This window comes from Acinetobacter sp. LT1, from assembly GCF_059800965.1.
In genome coordinates, this window is record NZ_JBBAXE010000006.1 from 1 (window position 1) to 18849 (window position 18849).

General features: G+C 37.7%; 18 protein-coding genes. 8 read left to right on the forward strand and 10 right to left on the reverse strand.

Features of this window, described 5'->3' with window-relative positions; translation table 11 throughout:
- The 4 genes from WBW42_RS07185 to WBW42_RS07200 form a co-directional block, all read left to right on the forward strand.
- Positions 1-1181, forward strand: a 1181-nt coding sequence (locus WBW42_RS07185; protein ID WP_498478625.1) for a hypothetical protein, incomplete at its 5' end; no start/stop codon positions are given.
- Between the two features lie 116 nt (positions 1182-1297).
- A complete protein-coding gene (locus WBW42_RS07190; protein ID WP_125318075.1) occupies positions 1298-1531 on the forward strand; it encodes a helix-turn-helix transcriptional regulator in 234 nt (77 codons plus the stop codon).
- 355 nt (positions 1532-1886) lie between these two features.
- Positions 1887-3065 carry a YagK/YfjJ domain-containing protein gene (locus WBW42_RS07195; RefSeq protein WP_130136425.1) on the forward strand — a complete coding sequence of 393 codons (1179 nt, stop codon included), beginning with the start codon at positions 1887-1889 and terminating at the stop codon, positions 3063-3065.
- Positions 3066-3092: 27 nt separating this feature from the next.
- Positions 3093-4172: a hypothetical protein gene (locus WBW42_RS07200; protein WP_130136426.1), complete on the forward strand. Its 1080-nt coding sequence runs from the start codon at positions 3093-3095 to the stop codon at positions 4170-4172.
- A 105-nt stretch (positions 4173-4277) separates the two neighbouring features.
- Here WBW42_RS07200 and WBW42_RS07205 read toward each other — a convergent pair whose 3' ends face one another.
- The 10 genes from WBW42_RS07205 to WBW42_RS07250 form a co-directional block, all read right to left on the reverse strand.
- Positions 4278-4931, reverse strand: coding sequence for a hypothetical protein (locus tag WBW42_RS07205; protein ID WP_284106484.1), 654 nt, complete (start codon positions 4929-4931; stop codon positions 4278-4280).
- A 19-nt stretch (positions 4932-4950) separates the two neighbouring features.
- Entirely contained in the window at positions 4951-6192 is a 1242-nt protein-coding gene (locus WBW42_RS07210) for a hypothetical protein (protein ID WP_130136344.1), read from the reverse strand.
- Positions 6189-7274, reverse strand: coding sequence for a nucleoid-associated protein (locus tag WBW42_RS07215; RefSeq protein WP_130136345.1), 1086 nt, complete (start codon positions 7272-7274; stop codon positions 6189-6191). Before WBW42_RS07215 ends, WBW42_RS07210 begins: the two co-directional genes overlap by 4 nt.
- 468 nt (positions 7275-7742) lie before the next feature.
- Entirely contained in the window at positions 7743-8639 is an 897-nt protein-coding gene (locus WBW42_RS07220; protein ID WP_284106485.1) for a recombination directionality factor, read from the reverse strand.
- A gap of 139 nt (positions 8640-8778) precedes the next feature.
- Positions 8779-9870 (reverse strand): YqaJ viral recombinase family nuclease, encoded by a 1092-nt coding sequence (locus WBW42_RS07225; RefSeq protein WP_284106486.1) that lies wholly within the window; start codon positions 9868-9870, stop codon positions 8779-8781.
- Between the two features lie 148 nt (positions 9871-10018).
- The gene (locus WBW42_RS07230) at positions 10019-11056 is read right to left on the reverse strand and encodes a DUF932 domain-containing protein (RefSeq protein WP_130136347.1); all 1038 of its coding nucleotides are present in this window, start codon (positions 11054-11056) and stop codon (positions 10019-10021) included.
- A gap of 111 nt (positions 11057-11167) precedes the next feature.
- Positions 11168-11467, reverse strand: a complete 300-nt coding sequence (locus WBW42_RS07235) for a hypothetical protein (RefSeq protein WP_284106487.1) — start codon at positions 11465-11467, stop codon at positions 11168-11170.
- Between the two features lie 139 nt (positions 11468-11606).
- The gene (locus WBW42_RS07240) at positions 11607-11987 is read right to left on the reverse strand and encodes a hypothetical protein (protein ID WP_498478630.1); all 381 of its coding nucleotides are present in this window, start codon (positions 11985-11987) and stop codon (positions 11607-11609) included.
- 11 nt (positions 11988-11998) lie between these two features.
- Positions 11999-12577 carry a hypothetical protein gene (locus WBW42_RS07245; protein WP_236162483.1) on the reverse strand — a complete coding sequence of 193 codons (579 nt, stop codon included), beginning with the start codon at positions 12575-12577 and terminating at the stop codon, positions 11999-12001.
- Between the two features lie 18 nt (positions 12578-12595).
- Positions 12596-12856 carry a hypothetical protein gene (locus WBW42_RS07250; protein ID WP_049591060.1) on the reverse strand — a complete coding sequence of 87 codons (261 nt, stop codon included), beginning with the start codon at positions 12854-12856 and terminating at the stop codon, positions 12596-12598.
- Between the two features lie 1134 nt (positions 12857-13990).
- Here WBW42_RS07250 and WBW42_RS07255 point away from each other — a divergent pair.
- The 4 genes from WBW42_RS07255 (at position 13991) to WBW42_RS07270 (ending at position 18832) form a co-directional block, all read left to right on the forward strand.
- On the forward strand, positions 13991-15199 hold the full coding sequence (locus tag WBW42_RS07255; RefSeq protein WP_032056797.1) for a tyrosine-type recombinase/integrase: 1209 nt from the start codon (positions 13991-13993) through the stop codon (positions 15197-15199).
- Between the two features lie 200 nt (positions 15200-15399).
- Positions 15400-15642, forward strand: coding sequence for a helix-turn-helix transcriptional regulator (locus tag WBW42_RS07260; RefSeq protein WP_000155629.1), 243 nt, complete (start codon positions 15400-15402; stop codon positions 15640-15642).
- A 138-nt stretch (positions 15643-15780) separates the two neighbouring features.
- Positions 15781-17445 carry a YfjI family protein gene (locus WBW42_RS07265; protein WP_032056798.1) on the forward strand — a complete coding sequence of 555 codons (1665 nt, stop codon included), beginning with the start codon at positions 15781-15783 and terminating at the stop codon, positions 17443-17445.
- Between the two features lie 670 nt (positions 17446-18115).
- Positions 18116-18832: a hypothetical protein gene (locus WBW42_RS07270; protein ID WP_000029898.1), complete on the forward strand. Its 717-nt coding sequence runs from the start codon at positions 18116-18118 to the stop codon at positions 18830-18832.
- Positions 18833-18849: the final 17 nt, after the last annotated feature.

Here is an 18849-nt window from a genome sequence, read left to right on the forward strand (position 1 = left end):
TTTCTTCTTGGTCTACGTGCCATAAAATACTCCATATATTGATGTTTATAACATCATTTGGGGAGCAAAATATCACTTATAAGTGTTGTTCAAATTTCCTGATCCACCTCTATTTACCAAAACATTATGATGAAATCATTCAAGCTATAAGAAGCTTTCATTGCACTGTTGAAGCTAGAAATCATGACGAAATAGAACGCCTTTATCGCACATTACTTAGGGATTATTCAACACATCGTGATTGTTATAATTTAAAAGATATACCTGAAAGTCTTCAGCAGACGATTCATCAAATACAGAACAGCTTCCTTTCGCAGGAAGCAGACAAGATCAAAGAAAAGGCTTATATTGACTTTGTAAAAGGATTTATCAATAAATACCAAGATAGCCATGAACATCTTTGGGATGAATTAAAATTTTCAAAACAAGACAAAAAAACTCTACGAGAGTTAGCTCTGCTTTTAAATAAACTTAAAGGTCCGTTCAAAAATAAATTTGAAGAACGCCAACTTAAATCACAGATCCGCCCAAAAGTAAAAACCCAACAAATCCTGCTTGAGCGTCTAACTGAGTATTTAAACATCAGAGCAGAACTCTATGTTCGAACAACGATCAAAAAAATGTATTCGCGTAAAGAAAAAATGTACAAAAAACAGAATGTCAATATTGATATTCTATTACGTACTCAACTCAATAAATACCAAACACAAATCTTAAACAGAAGCCAAAGAGTTAAGGTCATTGCAAAGATTGGAACAAAATTTACACCAGCATTAAAATCAAAATTAGAAACCAAAATGAAAGCTAAAAAGAAAGAACATAAAAAATGTCTAAGGGAAGAAAAGAAAAAAACTATTCAACAGCTTAAATTTAAAAAACAGCTGCACAAACATATTGTGAAAAATCTAACAAATCCATTAAGTAAGACTGAAACCACTTATGACTTAAGCTTATTTACGCCCACTACATCTATTCATGATACTGCTCCACTCAATGAGCTAAAAACAAAAATCGGTAGGAATAAATCCGCTAAAAAACAGAGAGGTTTTAAATCTCAAATATATCCAGTATCCCCAGTTAAAAGAAATTTTATTGGCGATACAAATAGAATTCTAAAAGAAAATAAAGAACTATATGAGTCTTTACGTGATTTATTAAACTACACCATTCACACTAAATAGAAAATTGATGACATTTTCCACGCACTTCCTTTTTAAACTGCATTTTCATCTGGGTATCTTGTGCTTGTTAGTTTAACGCTTTCCAAATCAAACCAACACGACACAAGGAGATGAAATTGAATACCAGCTACGATGCAGTTCAAATGCTCAAGCTTCCTCAGCTGATCAAACTCATAGGTTTATCTCGGTCATCCGTTTATGACCGACTAAACCCACGCTCGAAACGTTACGACCCAGACTTCCCTAAACCTGTGAAGTTAAACCGGGCATCACGCTGGTTACTCAGCGAGGTTGAAGAGTGGATTAGAAATAAAATGTCCTGCCGAGATCGAGCCGATTCGGTGAGCTAATTCTGTACAAACAATTTCTCAAAAACATGCACGATTCACGCAACTTTTGAGTTTAGCTCTTCGGATTAGCTTAGGGTTTGAATTACGGTATTTATATAATTTATATAATATTTATATAATACTATCCAATGACTTATCTATATCTTTATAGAGTATGTAATTGGCTTAATATTCATATAAATAATAACTTGAATTTAACTACATAAATACAAGTACTAAATACCCTATTCCATAACCTCTTCTATCTAACCAAATTATATTCCCGCATGGACACTGCCTTAGCACAGTGTCCAAGGGAGAGCTTTACTTAATCGTTGTGTTTTTAAGTCAATTCCATTTAATTCAAGGCTTAGACATGACTAAACCCAAATTATCCAATACAGCTGGACTGTTTACGATGTTCGATCATGAGCTCCTAGAGCAAGCGAAATTTGATCATCAACACACCGTACTGAATCACGGTGAAAACCAGAGAGTTGCCATCCATCATCTAGACAATATCGTTATGCCGATATTGCAGAAAATTGAGTTTGTGCAAGCTGTTCTGAAGTGTAAAACCCCTATTGTTAAGATATTAACTGTAAAACAGCACGGTTTAACTGATCGTTTTTTTCGTAAATTTGCAAAACCCATTGAACCTTTAATGCAAAGTTTTTTTGAACTACTTCATGCATACACACCTCCAGAGATAGAGCCTGGTGTGGCCTGTCTTGCATTTGATCATGCTCGGTCTCAACTTACTCAAGATGAATTCAATGAACTGGCAACTCAAGGCGTTGGATCTTCACGTCATCTTGAAATTATTCAGTCGTTTGTTGATGCCTTACTACACCTTGTAGAATTGATTATGTCGTATATGAACGATCCTAAAGTCAAAAAAAAATTCCGTGACCAAAATAACCATTGCAAAAATATGAAAATGGTTTGCGTTGGATACATTCAACAATTGCTGGAAGTCTACTCTAGGTTATTGGTCGTTCGAATGGATTTATCCCTTATGCGAGATCAACAGACTTTACTGAAAAATGCTTATAGCCTGAAAGAAATTCGCTCCAAGCATGATCTGGCTTATTTCAAAGCATGTACTCAAAAGCTGCTGAATAATAAACGGAATAATCCAGTCATGAAAATGCTTGTGGGTTATATCTTTCGCTTCGAATACACCGTCCGCTCTGGATTTCATGTGCACTGTTACTTTCTCTTCAATGGGGATAAGCAACTACAAGATATTACCCTCGCCCAAGGCATTGGCAAATTGTGGAACAAAGTTACACAGGGCCAAGGCACTAGCTATATCTGCAATATGAGAAAGGAATCTTATCGTCACTGTGCAATTGGCATGGTTCATTATGCAGATACTGAAAAACTGGGGTATCTGTATAAAACCTTTGATTACATCTGCAAAACTGAACAGCTGTTTGATTTTACCAATATGAAAGGCGCACGAGGCTTCCAACTCGGCGAAGTTCCAGAAAACACATCAAATGCTGGTCGTCCACGTAAATACGCTCAGCAACTCAATTTAAATTTTTAAATCATGCTTATGATATGGGAGACATTCATGCCAATCCATGCCCGCGATATTTTAACTGCCCAAGAACAATTTGATTCTCTGGAAATGCTGAATCATGTGACCAAAGCTGGAAATCGAGGATTTACAAATTATCCACCGCATATACAGCCAGTTGCACTTTCAATGTATAACACCATGGCAAAAAAAATACGTTCAGCAAAGAACCTAAAAATATTTACGCATCAACCCACTGGGATGCCTACTGGGTTTCCTGATTTATACCTAACCAAGTTGGGGCAATTAGTGATACCAGTTATACACGATTACACCTTTAATCCCTTTGTGAATGGACGCTTTAGGAATATGACGGTCAATCCTTTGATCAAACTCATGGCTGAAACCTTGACTGTACACCAACTTTCCAGTGGTCAGTTTATAAATCGTGAATACTATGAAAAAGCTGTAGATACCTGTTTTTCAGATTTTAAGGTTCGATGTGGTACGCGAAACAGCACCACCATATTTAACTCTTGGCGAGCCATGTATGTAAAATCTCAGGGTGATATCAATCGGTTCATCGATACAATAATCGACGAATCTCCAAGATTCGAAGTTCACTCTATTGTTGTTCAATTAAAAACAGCTTCAGGGAAAATGCCTCAATTCGGCGATGAACAATTCAAGGGTCAAACAGAGAATGAAATGTTGGCTGATCTTGTAGAGCCAATCATAAAAGCGGTCTGGCTGAACAAAGATTCAAATTATGTGATTGGCATTCTGTCTAAAAATGAGATCGATATTGTTGGTGATATAAGTAAAAGACTGATTTTCTTTGTGAAAAAAGAATTTACAGATATAGATGATTGGGCAGATTCTCAATTATTTCAATCTCTCAGTCCATTTTTTGAAAATACGATTACTCACAGTATTTATTATGGTGACGTGCCATCAATGAATGCTGGCGTAGCTCCAATGTTCCAAGGACAACATTTAAATTATTACGATTTAAATCAGTCAGGCATTGCACCGAGGTTAAGCCGTTTAAAGGCTCATCTTTACGGTACTGACTATTGGATGCGTGTTGATGGGGATAGAGCTACTGTACGAATTGAACATCAATACGGTTGATATAGGCTTAACAAATTCAACGAGCTATATGCTCGTTGGATTTATATTAAATAGCTAACCTATTAATATTATTCAATGCTAAGCTAAAAGTGCCGTTTTGGTTACTCAATTGGATTTAGAAGCAGAATTCTGTGTTTCAGGTCGATACTGCACATTTAATTTATCATAAATACGCCAAGCAGAATCCGCTCCCCAAAATAATAACCAAATAGAAGTAATAGTCAGAATGAATAATGATAAAGAAAAAATAAAACCTAAAAAATAAACACTGGAATTTACAGGAATAGGATTTAGATATGGAACCCAAGTTAATATTGCAACAAATATATCATTTAAGTACAAAATCAATAAGGATAAAAAATAAGAAATAGCAAGAATAATCAAAAACTTAACCAGTTGAGATTTAGTGTAACGAGTGACAAAAATAGTTTTTCCGTCAGTAACTTCTATTTTTATGAATTTTCTTGCTGTAATAACCTCTTCAATTACTGAAAAAAAACGCCGAGGATAATTTTCAATAACATAGTCTACTTCAAGATGTCCTACTTTTTCAGATCCGACTAAAAGTTGTGCTGCGCAATCCTTTTCAATTTGTTGAACGTCTTTTTTATAATATTTGCTAATGTACGCTTTAACTTCCTCAATTCGTTTTGCATAAAATTTTCGTCTATGAGAAAATCTCTGTGTTTTATCAAGCCATACAAATAAAGGACCAAGTGCGACAAGTATTGGCAATAATTTTAAAATTAAATCAACCATATGATAACCAAAGCAAAAATTAATTTAGAATTTTTGAAATACTTAGACCGTAATTACTTTGCATAAATAAGAATAATGTAATTATTAATAAGGCGATTGCTGAAAAAATTGAAAAATACATCTTTAATTTTACAACAAATGCATTATGGTCTAATTCTTCTTTAACTGATAATATTTTTATTGCTTCATCCTCAAATTTTGAAGACAATGCAGAAAAAATATTTGTGTATTCTTTTATCATTGAGACCAGAATATTTCTCTGCCCCCAAATATTCATAATTAATAAAGCAACCATAAATGTAATAGTAATTAATACTACTATATTTTTGGTTACAACAACTTGATCATTGGGATTTACTTGCTGTATTTGAGCTATAGCAAACCAGATACCCGCTGGAACAGCTAACATTTTTGTAGCAACAGAATCAAATGAATCATTCATTTTTTTGATATATTCTGTTCTTTTTTCAAGGTATTCCTTTCTAACTTTATCAAAACTATAATTATCTACATAACTTTGATAACTATGATTAATATTATGAATTAAAGGATTTAAATTTTTTATAATATGAATAAAGCGAATGTTCTCATCTTGATCTTTAACAAAATTAGTAACTTCTTTAGTCATTAAATGAATAATTGCTTCTCTATGCATATCTTTATTCATCAAACTTTCCAGCGATTCGCTGTCTATAGAATTTTCCAAGCAATTTTCTGTCAAATAAAAATTAAATTTATAGGAACGATTAAAAAAAATAGTTCCAGGATCACTTTTGGTTTGTTCAGTCAAAAACTGAATAAACTCAAAGACCTTTCCAACTTTCAAATAATTTTTATATTTTTCACTCTGCGAGGACTTATCAAAATAAGAATCTGAAGCTGTAAAATAAATTTCATGCACAGGATTTGTCACATAATGCTCAAAACTAAGTAGTTCATTCCAGTCTGAACATATAAGGAATTCGTCTCCTTTGTTGAGATTATTTTTTTCTAATTCAACTTGAAATAACCAGTCATTATTTGAAAACTTACTTTCAAACTTTGAAATAACATTATTAATATCTATCGATGTGGCATTCTGTGATGTTATTTTTTGAACCTTAATACTTGAAGCAGCTAATCCTGCTTCACAGATCATTTTAAATTTTAAAATAGAATTTGAATCAAATTTAAACCAACCTACAAATTTATCATGAAAGTCTTCCCTGTCCTTTAGGGACAGTAAAATCTCACGATAAATTTGTAATTGGCTATCTGTCATTTCTGATCTGCCTGATTAAGGTTTTTTGTAGCATTGTCAATATCATTTAAAAATTCTGCTGTTAACAAGCTTTCGTCAATTTCAAGTTTACCATTTTTGCGGAAGATACGTCGTCCTATAAGATGGCGAGCAATGCTCAATGAAACATCCCTGTTACGACTGCTTACTTTTTTGAAACCATTGAGCACACCTTTACTGATTGAAATATTGTCAGAGATGTTATGTGTATTGGATGCATATATAAAAAAGTCTTCACTCTTTTCAGGAAAAACACGCTTGGCTATATTTCCAAGTAAAACATCATTATTATTTTTCAAGCAGTCAGATACATAAGCGTGGGTTTCCATTAGTTTCTTATCAACTTCATCCTGAATCATCATAAGCTTTTCAGGATTCTCATCAGGGATATGACTAAACTCTTCTTTTACAAAGTCTTCAACCGCTGTCTTAAGCTTCTGTGTTTCTTCTTTAGCTGCATTTGCATCAACAATACAACCAATAAAACTCTGAAAATAGTCCCTGACTTCATCAGCATGACCTTTCTTAAAACGAATATATCTGTTGGAAATATCTTCTAACCATTCTGAAATGTTAATAGTCGCTCCAATATGTAATTTATCAATATCCAATATTTCACGAACAACAAAGTTTAATTCACCATCAACATCAGTTCCCTTGGTCTTGTTAATTACAGCAACAGCCAGTCTGATCTGAGCCATAGATTCATACTCAAAAAAGACTAAATATCCTCCATTAATCCTTTTATCCTTCGTTAGGATTGATTCAAAATGCTGTGCAAGCTGTTTTGTCATTTCAACAAAATCTGAACAATCCACAATCTCATCATAGAAATCTTTTAACTTTTGCTCAAAAGCTGGTAATGCTGAAGTATCGTCATTCAATGCGAATTCGCCAACATAAAGATTCGCTTTAGCAAACATTCGTATGAGGCCAACAGCTAACTCTGCATCCAGCTTTGATAAATCATTTTCTTCATTTTTAATATTCGAAATGATTATATCTTGATCATCATCAGCTTTAGCCCTGCGTATCTCATGAATAATAATGTGTTGGATTCCCATTCTACCCTCAAAAAAACATATTGAAATTATTAGGTTTTATGCATGCACTTATACCATTTTAACAAAACTATTTAAATAACTGTGTTAGGTAAAGCGACATATCTTTTCGTACAAAAAAGCCCAATCACTGATTGAGCCTTTCACGATATGCTAAATTAGATTTAGTTATTTTGGTCCGTACCGGATTTATTTTTCCCACTATCTTGACTAGAGGTAGAAGGGGCAATTGTACCTTTCAGAGGGCTTTGTTGCATAAATATGTAAGCATCTGATTTAAATAAATTTAATTTTGGATCAAAAAATAATCAAAACTTTTAAAATCATATAGTTATGAAATCTTTGTGCAACAAAGCCCTCCTGAATAACAAAAAAATTAAGGGAGCCGAAGCTCCCTTCAATTAGTGACTAGCCAACTTGTTCAGAGTCCATTAATTGACTTACCAAGCTGACTAGATAATTCAACTGTGCTCAATTCACAGCTCTAACACTCTGCTGCAACCCCTGCTGAATCTCCTGCACATAGCTCAATTGCACTGAATGCTCCGTATCTACAGCACTGTCACTGTGTGGATAAAATTCCTCCAGCAATTCCATCCCCTCCTCTGCATGCACCTCAAACTTGGCATTCGCAAAACCCTGCCGTGCAATCTGATCTAATGCCGCCTGATCAAACCCTGCCTGTTTTCCCTGTTGGTCAATCTCCTTGGCTGTCTGAATCGCGGTTTGCAAATTCACGCCTTCCCGTAACGTTAAATCCACGTAATACACGGGCTGACGATAGCTTTGAGTTGTGCTTTTCCCACGCAACGTGAGCTGCAACGGCAAACACGACAACAAACCACCTGATGCTGCATGGTAGTAATTCAAACGTGCTGCCAAAGTGCGAATGCTGTTAAAACCTGTGGTTCTGAAGATAAAAGTCCCAAACTCATCGGCTTCGCCTAAATTGACATGCAGGCGTCCATAAGGCTTACAATGTCCACCCTGTCCAAGTGGGCATAAGTCGGGGGATGGACAAGGATGTTGCTCTACACCTTGTGATGTCATACGCTGACACGTCTGACCATTCCCCACACAAATCGGGCGACCTGTCTGTCGGTCAAATAAACTATATTCAGCTCGAAGATTGAGTTCAGGGTCATTGAAGATCATACGTACAGGGATGCTACGCAGCTTTTGATTCGGTGCTTGACTACGCAATTGCTCATCCAAGGGGTGTTTAATCCAACCGTCCTTACCCTGTATTTGACTGGTAATGGTGAACTGATCGTCTTTCTCTGGCAGACGCTTGCCATTCTTTTCTATTACACGGCCAATACTGATCCGTCCCAAGATGGGTGGTGTGATTGCTAAACCTTTAATCATGTTGAAATTCCTCTGTCGTTGAGATGTTTAGATGTGTTGCCCTGTGTGCTTAAAATAAAATCGGCATAAAAAAATCCCATGCAGGGCTGCACGGGATTTCAGATTTCTTCTTGCTGAGTGATTAACTCTAAGTTTTGAGCTAATCGTGATAAATGTTGAAACGACGACTGCCTGCTTTCTGCAGTGGGTACTGTTGAATGAGTTCAGGTTGGTGCTGAAGTAAGGACTTGGTATCTAGGCTGATACTGTCCTTGCTCTTCTTCCATGTCACTGAACCTTGCTGAAATACGGCACGTTCATGTTCCTGCATCAGTGCCTGAACTCGGTGTTTGAGTAGATCAAACTGGCTTTGGTGTTGTTCAATCTGCTGTTTTTCCTTTATCAGCTGATCAAACAGTTCATTGGCAAGTTCGACCTCCGTTAGATCAACACAACTGAGCGGGGTATGTTCAGGATAGAGCTGCTGTAAAGCTTTGGCTGCCGATTCACTGGCATCCACTGCTGGTGGAACGTCATTTTCAACACATTCCCAAAATAATCGTTCTGCCTGAATGATCTGTTCAATCAAAGTTTCATTACGACTGACTTTGTAGATTTTGGTTTCCTGCCCACACAGCAACACACAAATATGTGCCGCTTGTTTGCCAGTAACGGCCAGTTGATGTTGTACCTGACACAACACGTATAACGGCACACCATCTCGCCACAGTTTGGCACCATATTCTCCTGCGGTTTTACATTCTAGGATTTGCACGTCTTCATTCCCTACCACTGCATAATCCAAGTTCGCCAACATAAAGGCTTTATCAGGATCAGGATGCTGCAGCACCGCATTGACCCGACGGACTTTATTATTGGTGTGCATGCTGTAGTATTCTGCGACCAAGGGTTCCAACTGCTTGCCCCAATATAAAGGTGCATGTCCTGAGCTTTCATCTTCAATGTTTTGCTGTACCCGTCCTGTTTTAATCATCCACAGTTCCAGCATCGACATATAGGGATTCAAGCCACAGGCGGCTGCGGCATCACTGCTGCCTATTCCCTGTTTACGCACTTCAAGCCATGCCTGATAGTCCAGTTGTTTGGTGTTGATCAGACGTCTGGCATTTAAGCTGCGTTTTGAAGGGCTTGGTGGTGGATTTAGCTGTCTTGAATCAGCGACAGCAGTCGGGTTGGTTGTGGTTAAAGTGGTGGAATTCACTGTAGGTGTTGTAGTTATGCTTTGATTCATGTGCTGTTCCTCATCTCAATACGTTCTAAAAAAACGGCATAAAAAAAGCCACATCCAAAGATGTGGCAAAGAGGGATCGTTGATTAGGAGGACACTTGATCGTGCTGATCACATGCCCTGATGATAAAATCTCAAGATTAAATCAAGCTTAAACAGCCAAGTGTAAAGCTTGTTCCAATCCACGTTGTTTCAATGCTGCGCCTGCACCAAACCAAGCAGAGTCAAGGCGGTGATCGGTACTCATCGCGCGACGTTCATGATCTACAAATTCGGTGATTGCACAAAGCAGTCCATAGGCGGTGTCTTTGGCTGAAGATAAGTCTGCTCCACGTCCCTGCCCATTAAACATATTCATGACTTTGGTCATGGCACGTCCATTCGGTTCAGTTTTATTGGGTTGTGGATTGGCTTGAGACGCGACATTACGGTAGTACTGAATAATATTATCCTCCTGTTCCATCGCACTTAGGCTATTGTTGTTAAATACCGCATCAAAATAAGCCGCTGCTTCTTTCTGCGTGACTTTACGCTGGGTGAGTTGTTTCATTTCATACATGTGGTCGTACCATGTTTTCACTGAAATACCGAGTTGATCTTTGACTTTATCAGCATCAAACTTGGTACTGTGTGGTACTTTGACCACGCCTGCATTGGAACTCTGTCCACGCAAGGCAATGGCTAAAGTGTTGTTACACACCACACGGATATTGGTGAATTGTGCTGTGGTCGCCAACGTACCGTCACATGCGGTTGCTAGCAGAATATAGCCATTGCTGACATCCCCACCTTTCAATTCTGCTGTTTGGCCTGTACGTGCCAAAGCCCAGAACTTTTTCCCACCTTTTAAGACACCCGCAGTTTCCAACTCAAACCCCGATTGTTCGGTCAGGTCACGGTAGAACTCCAGAATTTCCATCGGTTGGACTTCTTGATAACGCTGACTCACCACCGATAAAGGCGCATGAGTATCTGAACGGTACAATACCCGCTGTTCCTCATAGGGCATAATGATGCTTTGTCCACGATCATTTTTAGCCATGTAGCTGACATTGGATGATTCAATGCGCCAATCCATGCCCGCTTGCTTGGCCCAGACTTCAATCGGTTGGTTTTGGCTAAGTTGATTGCCCAGACCATGCCACGGGGTTTGTCCGACATACGCCATTTGTTCAAGTTGATGTGCCATTTTGATTATTCCTCAAATAAAAGTGAAAGATGTAAAAATGCAGAAATGTGCTGTAAGGGTTTAAACAATCCATCTATTCAAAGATGTAACCGTGTAAAGTTAGAGATGCGATTACGGCACCCATGCAAACGCTTGTTGGCAATCCAGACAGAGATACTGCTCGGCATTGCTGTAGTATTTTTCAAAGGCATACTGACTCACCACCACCAGTACGCCACCCACCACTACCCCAACAGCTGCACCGAAGAGCGGTGAAAAGCCTGACTTGCGAGCGAACTGCATCCCCAACATCGCCATCTGTGTTGGTGAGATACAACGTTGTAGTTGCTCAAAATAATTGGCATGCGTATTGCCTGAATCGGTTTGTCTGACATGTGTAGACTGACAGTAGGGACATCGAATAAAGGACATTGGTATTCCTTGTAAAAATGAATTCAGTGCGAAGAGCGAATTGAGGACATAAAAAAACCGTGCCCATTGAGGACACGGTTTGATTTGGTGTTTCATCTAAATTGAAATGCTGTGTTTTAACATTTAGAATGCAAGACGGTTATTGAAAGCTATAGCTTGCAGTGCCTTTATCTGTTTCGACATCAACCTGCACCACATTACTGTAGCTACAGTCTGTTAATTTTAGTCTTAAACGTTGCCCCATCTTAAAATGCTGCGGATATTCAAATGATCGACGATAGCCTTCATAACGACATTGTCCATGATTGACAGAAACATGGCTGACATCGATAGGCTCTGCAATATTGGAACGGATGGTCAATACCGTAGCGGATTGATTTTGGGCATACCAGTTACTGGTATCAATTACATCGAGTTCGACCGTAAACGTGTTTGGATCAAGACCTGCATTACATCCACTCAACATGATGCCTGTCGTTGTAGTCACTGCGAAGAGTAAGGGTTTTAAAAGTTGCTTCATCAAGTTCATCCTTAGCAGTAGTTATAGCTCACGCCATAATCGCCTGTATTTAAATCAATGCTGGCCAAATGGATTTCACAGTCTGTGCCGTTATCAAATTTATAAACGTAGTAGCGATTACCCGCTTGCTCCGATTCCAGTGCGCCATGTTCTTGCAAGCTAAAGTCTTGCACTGATTTGCCTGTATCTTTTGCGGCTTTGGCAAAGATATAGCGTTGATACTTGTCTATATTGTCCTGCTCAAATTCAGGCAGTTCATCATAAGGCAGCATCGACAGTAAGGTATCCACCGCCTTAAGGTTTTGATCAAACTCAAAACTCAGCAGCTCAGGCTCATGATCTGATGGACTCAGACTTTTGCTTCCCGTGGTCAATTCTTTGACATCAATCCCATCCACTTCCGCTGCGGGAATCTCGGTTGATGCGGCAGAAGTGGCGGATTCTAAAGGCTGTGCAGAGCTGGTCTCAGAAGTGTTGGCTGGAACCGTTTTTTCAGTTGGGTGTTTAGGGCTAAAGAAGTAGAAGCCTGCGATGCTGATCAAGGTCAGGGCTAAGATTGCCGCCAAGCCCAATATGGTTTTTTGGGTCATTTGAATGTTCCCCCTCATTTAGTTGGGCACAGTGACTTGACCATTCTGCGCATTAAAGTGAACAAAACGTGGACAACCACCTTGAAAGTTCACCGTGAAATTACGCCAACCACGGTTGCCAGGATTGGTTTTATAAAGACATTGATAAACCCCACCGCCTGTATGACGTGCTTGAACAAGGTAGGATTCACTGGCTTGTGCAAACCAGCCTGCCTGCGCCAATGATGCGCTTGCAAGTAGTGATGAAATCAGAGTCGTTTTTAGGAAGGTTTTAAACATCATCATTTTCTCTTTTTTATAGGCATCACTGGTCTTGGTCTTAATCAGACACAGTGTTCCCCATGTCATAAATGTTGGAATGAATATCTATGTTTTTTTGAAGTGTTATAGACGATAAAGCACAAAAATCTACGCCCCTCAAAACAGCATGAGAGATTCATCTTCATATCGGTAATATGTAATTGAAAAAGTTTTATTCTTAGAAAGTCATCGACACAGCAATGCATGAAATACAGAGCATCAGGTCACATTACCCCTGTGGTGTAGATCGGGCACACACATAAAAAAAAGAGAAATATAAAAGACGGTCTTGATGTAAGCACATGGCGTACTCCTTAGGTATAAAGAAGTTTCACCAAATCACTGCTAAATGATGGTGGCGAAACAGAAGACGGGTTAGCAGACTGATACCTAAGAAATCAGCACGTCCGAAGACGTCCCCCCTCCCGTTCCGCCGCAGAGGGGGGCACGTAGGGATACCCACCAAAAAGTTAGACTTTTTAGTGTACTTAGGTAAATGGGTCTGCTAAAACCCGCTGACGATGTAGGTCAGCAGGCTAAGGATAATCTGCACGTTATATAGCGTCAAGCAAGCTAAGTGAATGAATAGTGAAAATATTTAGAATTATGAAATGTTTGAATAAGAATATAGTTAGATTTAAATACAGTTTTTTAAACTACATTCCTTAATCTTCTAAATACAGCTAAAAAAAGCCAATCCAATCCGAAATTTGATGAGGGGTAGGTTGTGGGGTAAAAACACATACAAAAAATAAGCCCTTGCAAATACAAGGGCTTATCTTAAAATTTGGCGGAAGCGGTGAGATTCGAACTCACGGAGGACTCACACCCTCGTCGGTTTTCAAGTTATTGGGACTTACACTTTACTAGGCTTTATTAACATTTAGTAAGCCATACATTCCTTTACAAAACAATGCCTTGAAGCTATATTTTGTTTTATGTAGCTTGTTTATGCTTTCCCTGTATCGCTTACAAATTGCTTACGAGTTACAGTGCAAAAAAGGCAAGCGACTACGCCAATAGTCCTTGCCTGTGGTTATATCCCTACTAGGAAACAACAAATGAATCATACTACATTTATCACCAACTACAATGTCGGTGAGGAGTTCTATCATGCCTAAGTTGACTAAGAGCTTCATCGACAAATACCCTGCACCAATCAGCAAAGATAAATTTGAATGGGATACTGAATTAAAAGGTTTCGGTATTCGAGTTACCCCTAAAGGTCGTGTTAGCTTTATTGTGCAAAACCGTGTTAATGGTCGCTCGGAACGTATTACTATCGGGCAGTATGGTGTCTTTGCCCCTGACCAAGCACGTGACATTGCCCGCGAGCATTTACGCACAATGCGCATGGGTACAAGCCCAACAGCGCAGGCAAAAGCACATGCATTAATGTCTATTACGTTACGCGAAGTTTGCGACTCTTACATTAAAGACAGATCGCTTAAAGAAAGTTCACAAAGTGAAATTCGCAGACATGTGACCACAAGTTTTGAAGCATGGCAGGATACCCCTATTGCAGCCATAAACCGTGAGGATGTGAATAAACGCTACAACCAACTTAAAGAACATGGTTTACGTGGTAATGCCCCTGCACCTGCCCAAGCTAATCAAGCATTCAGTGTATTACGAGCATTAATTAATTACGCAATGGACGAATATAGAAAGGAAGATGGCACACCATTAATCCAAGAGAACCCAGTTAATATTCTTAAAAAGAAAATGGTGAAATTAAAACCTCGTACCAGTCGTATTCCTGATTCTAAGGTAAATGATGTTTGGAAATATTTGTGGTCAACAAGGGAAACTGCTTTTAACCGTGAAACTCTAGCAAGCATTGATTTAATCATTTTCTTAATGCTCACAGGCGCACGATTAGGCGAAGCTCGTTCTTTAACTTGGGATAGGGTCAATTTGGAGGAAGCATGGTGGCATATACCCGACCCTAAAAACCACAATCCTGTTTATTTACCCTTATCAACTCAAGCAATAGAGCTGCTCAAAGCTAGACCTAGAACAGAGGGTTCACCTTTTGTTTTTGCTTCATGGTCAAAGTCAGGGCACATTATTGACCCTAGAGATTCATTGAAACGTATGAGTGAAGTTGCTGGAACACCAATTACAGCACATGACCTTAGACGGACGTTTACCACAATAGGAGTGGCGCACTGTGGTATTGATTTAAACAAGGTTGAATTGCTGACAAACCATGTGCCTAAAGGGGTTACAGCAATTCATTATTTAGAAACTACACACTTGCAATATTTACGTCCCGAAGTTCAGCAAGTGGCTGATTGGATTGATAAAAGTAAATCATAAAAAATCATTTGTGCATTAACATAAAACATAATATAGTTGCTTTTAACTGCAAACACCTCGCTTAATATTCACGTAACATGGGTTACATTATTAAGCTTGTATCTATCATGGGATAGAGGCTTCAAGGTTAATTTAAACTTGAGCTATCTGTCCCTTTTTTATTGCATGTCAGATAGCTCATTACTAAAGGAACTTTTGACATGACTATTTCAGCAAACAATCATAAAGATTTACTGACGACTAAAGAAGCCGCTTCATTACTTGGCTTTAAAAAGAATACCCTTGAAATATGGCGTACTAAAGGTAAAGGGCCACAATTTATTAAAGTGGGATCAGATACCCAGTCACGTGTCCGCTATTTACGTTCAACCTTAATGGCATGGCTTGAAGCACAAGCGCATTCGAGTACGTCTTCGTATTCAGTTCAAACCTCCGACAAATAATTAATTTTCTGTTCTAAACCTTAAACGTACTGTGCTTATTGAAACCTGTGTCTTACACCTCTCCCGACCTAAGCCTATCGTAAACATACAATCAAAAAAAGACCGCCGAAGCAGTCTTTTTGATAGGAATAAACTGGCATGAATAGCTTAAACCGTACCCCTATTTTACCACAGCAAACTACACAGGGCAGCCAAGCCCCACAGCAACCAGTCATCATAAGTAACAATGATAAAGGCAATAGCGAAATAGCAAACAATACAAAGCAAACTATGCCTCAATTTTGGAAAGATGATTGCGATTGGAATAAGAATTGGGAAACCCCTTTATTAGACACTTATACAGACCCCGAAGCACTCCCTGAAGATTTCCCATTATGGGAACTCCCTGATGATATTAGGTGTGTTATTGAAGAAGTTTCAAAAATTACTCAAGCACCAATTTCACTAATTTTTGCAAGCTGTATGTCAGTAATTTCTGCAAGTGTTCAGGGATTAGTAAATGCCACTTACCCCACTTTAAATGGAAATAAATCCGTGCCTTGTTCATTATTCTTTCTAACTTTAGCTGATAGTGGCGAACGCAAATCTACTGTCGATTCCTATTTCAAAAAACCTATTATTAATTGGGAAAAAGAAATGGTTAAAGAATATGAAGTAGAAATGAAAAACTTTAAAGGTGCTAAAAAAGTATGGGATACTAGAACCAAAATATTAGAAAACCAAATGCAAAAAAGTTCAAATCCTAATAGCTCTCAAATTGACAGCGATTTCACTACGCACTATCAAAATGAACCCTCAAAACCAACAAAGAAAAAGCTCATTATTATGGACGCAACAACAGAAGCGTTTATGAAGGAATTACAATCTTATCCAGTAAAAGCTCAACTAAGTTCTGAGGGAGGTACTATTTTTGGTTCAAACGCAATGGGTGCAGAGAATATTATGAAAACACTCAGTCAATATAACGAACTATGGGATGGAAATGGTATTCAACGTGACCGTATTGCAGAAGAAGCTAATGTGTCAGTTGGAGAAGTACGCGTTACCCTAGGAGTAGCTGTGCAACCTAGTGTATTTGATCAATTTATGGTTAATACAAAAAAACTGGGAAAAGGTAGTGGGTTTCTAGCACGCTTTTTATTAAGTAGACCTATCAGTACAAAAGGAACTCGGTTTATTGATCTCAATACTCGAAATATGGAAACACCATATTTAGAGAATTATAATGAAAGAATATCTCGACTTTTAAACTTAGGTATTCGGTTTAATAATGAAAATAAAGTTTTTCAATGTACTGACATCTTAATGAACAAAGATGCAGAAATCCTTTGGGAAGATTTTTATAATCGTATTGAAGAACAACAAGGTGAAGGGGAAAATTATGACCACATATCAGGCTTCGCTAGTAAGTCCTCCGAACACTTAGTTCGATTAGCCGCTTGTCTTCATATTTTTTGTGATAAAACTGGTCAAAACAGTTTAATAGATAAAGATATTATGAGTTCTGCTATTGAAATTATGTACTGGTATATTCGTGAACAAAAAAGATTCGATAATAAATCTATCGAAAGTGAATTATTATCGGATTTAAAATATTTATTAGGTATGATTCAGAAACATTGTGACGAAAATGATTTCACTGTAGCAGACAGCAAACTTAGACCAAACACAACATACCGTAAACAACAACGTTTAGAGAAATATCGACGTCTTCTAGATACACTTGTAATGTATAAATGTATTCGACTGTTTAAAAGAGGCAAGAAACTATATATTGCGCTAAACCCTAAACTTGAAAACTAATAACCACATTAAGGTAGCTTTAAGCTACCTTTTGCGTTTTTTGCTAACCTTTTGCGGTGTTTTTGCGATTTTAATTTTTATATTTTAAATTTAAAAACAATTACTTATTATTATTTTTTGCGATTTTTGCGGTTTTTGCGAAACCCTTAAAGGCAATTTTTAAGTAAATTTATTTATGTATTTGTTTTTTATAGCATTTGTATAAATTTTAGTTTTTTACTTACTGCCCTCGACCGCAAAAATCGCAAAAACGCAAAAGCAAAACTTAAGCTATTATTTTTTATAAATATTTAAAAAAAACTAAAGCAAAAACACCGCAAAAGGTTAGCAAAAGCTAATAATTAATACTGTGGTTAAAAATATGAATACTTGCTGCTAACTAAATTACTAAACCCTTTACCCCAAATACAGTTTTAAACATAGCGAAATTAGCACGACTTTCAGGGGTAAATAACCTCTTTACGCACTCGGTTGGTACAAGGGTACTGGCTACCCTAAAAACTCGCTTAAAACGGCTATTTTTCGCACTATAAAAATGCTTGTTTATACCCCCATATAATTTGTTATTTGCTGTAAATAATTTGTATCTATTTGATTTCGTCGCCATTTTAATTTGTTTTTCGTATGTTGTAAGCAATAAGTAATTATGCAACCAATATGCGAGTTCAAAATGTCTATATATCCTCTAATTACACCATCACTACATCCCGACAATATCAAGCACCTTCAAGGCTATGATGAAGAAACTGCTTCATATGTTCACATTGCTGCCCAAGCATTGAGTGAAGCCTACGAAGGTATCAATGATATTCATAAAGCACGTGAAGCAAGTAAGCGAAATCCTGTTTGGAATGAAGCAGCTCAATTAATCCAAACTGATGATTTTGCAACTAAGAAGCTTCTTAAAATTACTAAATCTATTGATTCTGCAAATGCAAACCTAAGTAAAAGCATTGCTCATATTGAAAAGGAACTAACCACACCTTTGACAGCAGGTGCTAATGACCCTGTGGCTAATGAAATCCGCTCACATGTTAAAAACATGAATAACAGCAAGCGTCGCAAATTCATTGAAGAAGCACAGCAGAAAAAAGACTTGCAAACACTTCAAGCCCTTTTAGGTGCTCCATCATACCTTTCAGGCTTAACAGATATTGAAGTTCAACATTACACACGTCAGCTCCATGAAATTCAAAATCCTGCCTTAGCTAAGCGATTAAAAGTCATGAAGAATGCAGCAACGTTACTGGGTGAACGTGGTGGCTTGGTATTTAAAGAAGTAGAAAAAGCAGTGGGTAAACCATCACACGTTATTCAAAAACTTCGTAAAGCGAAAAACGAAGCAGAACAAGCATTCATTTTAAAAGATCAACGTGTCGATCTTTGAAATTGATAATTAATAGT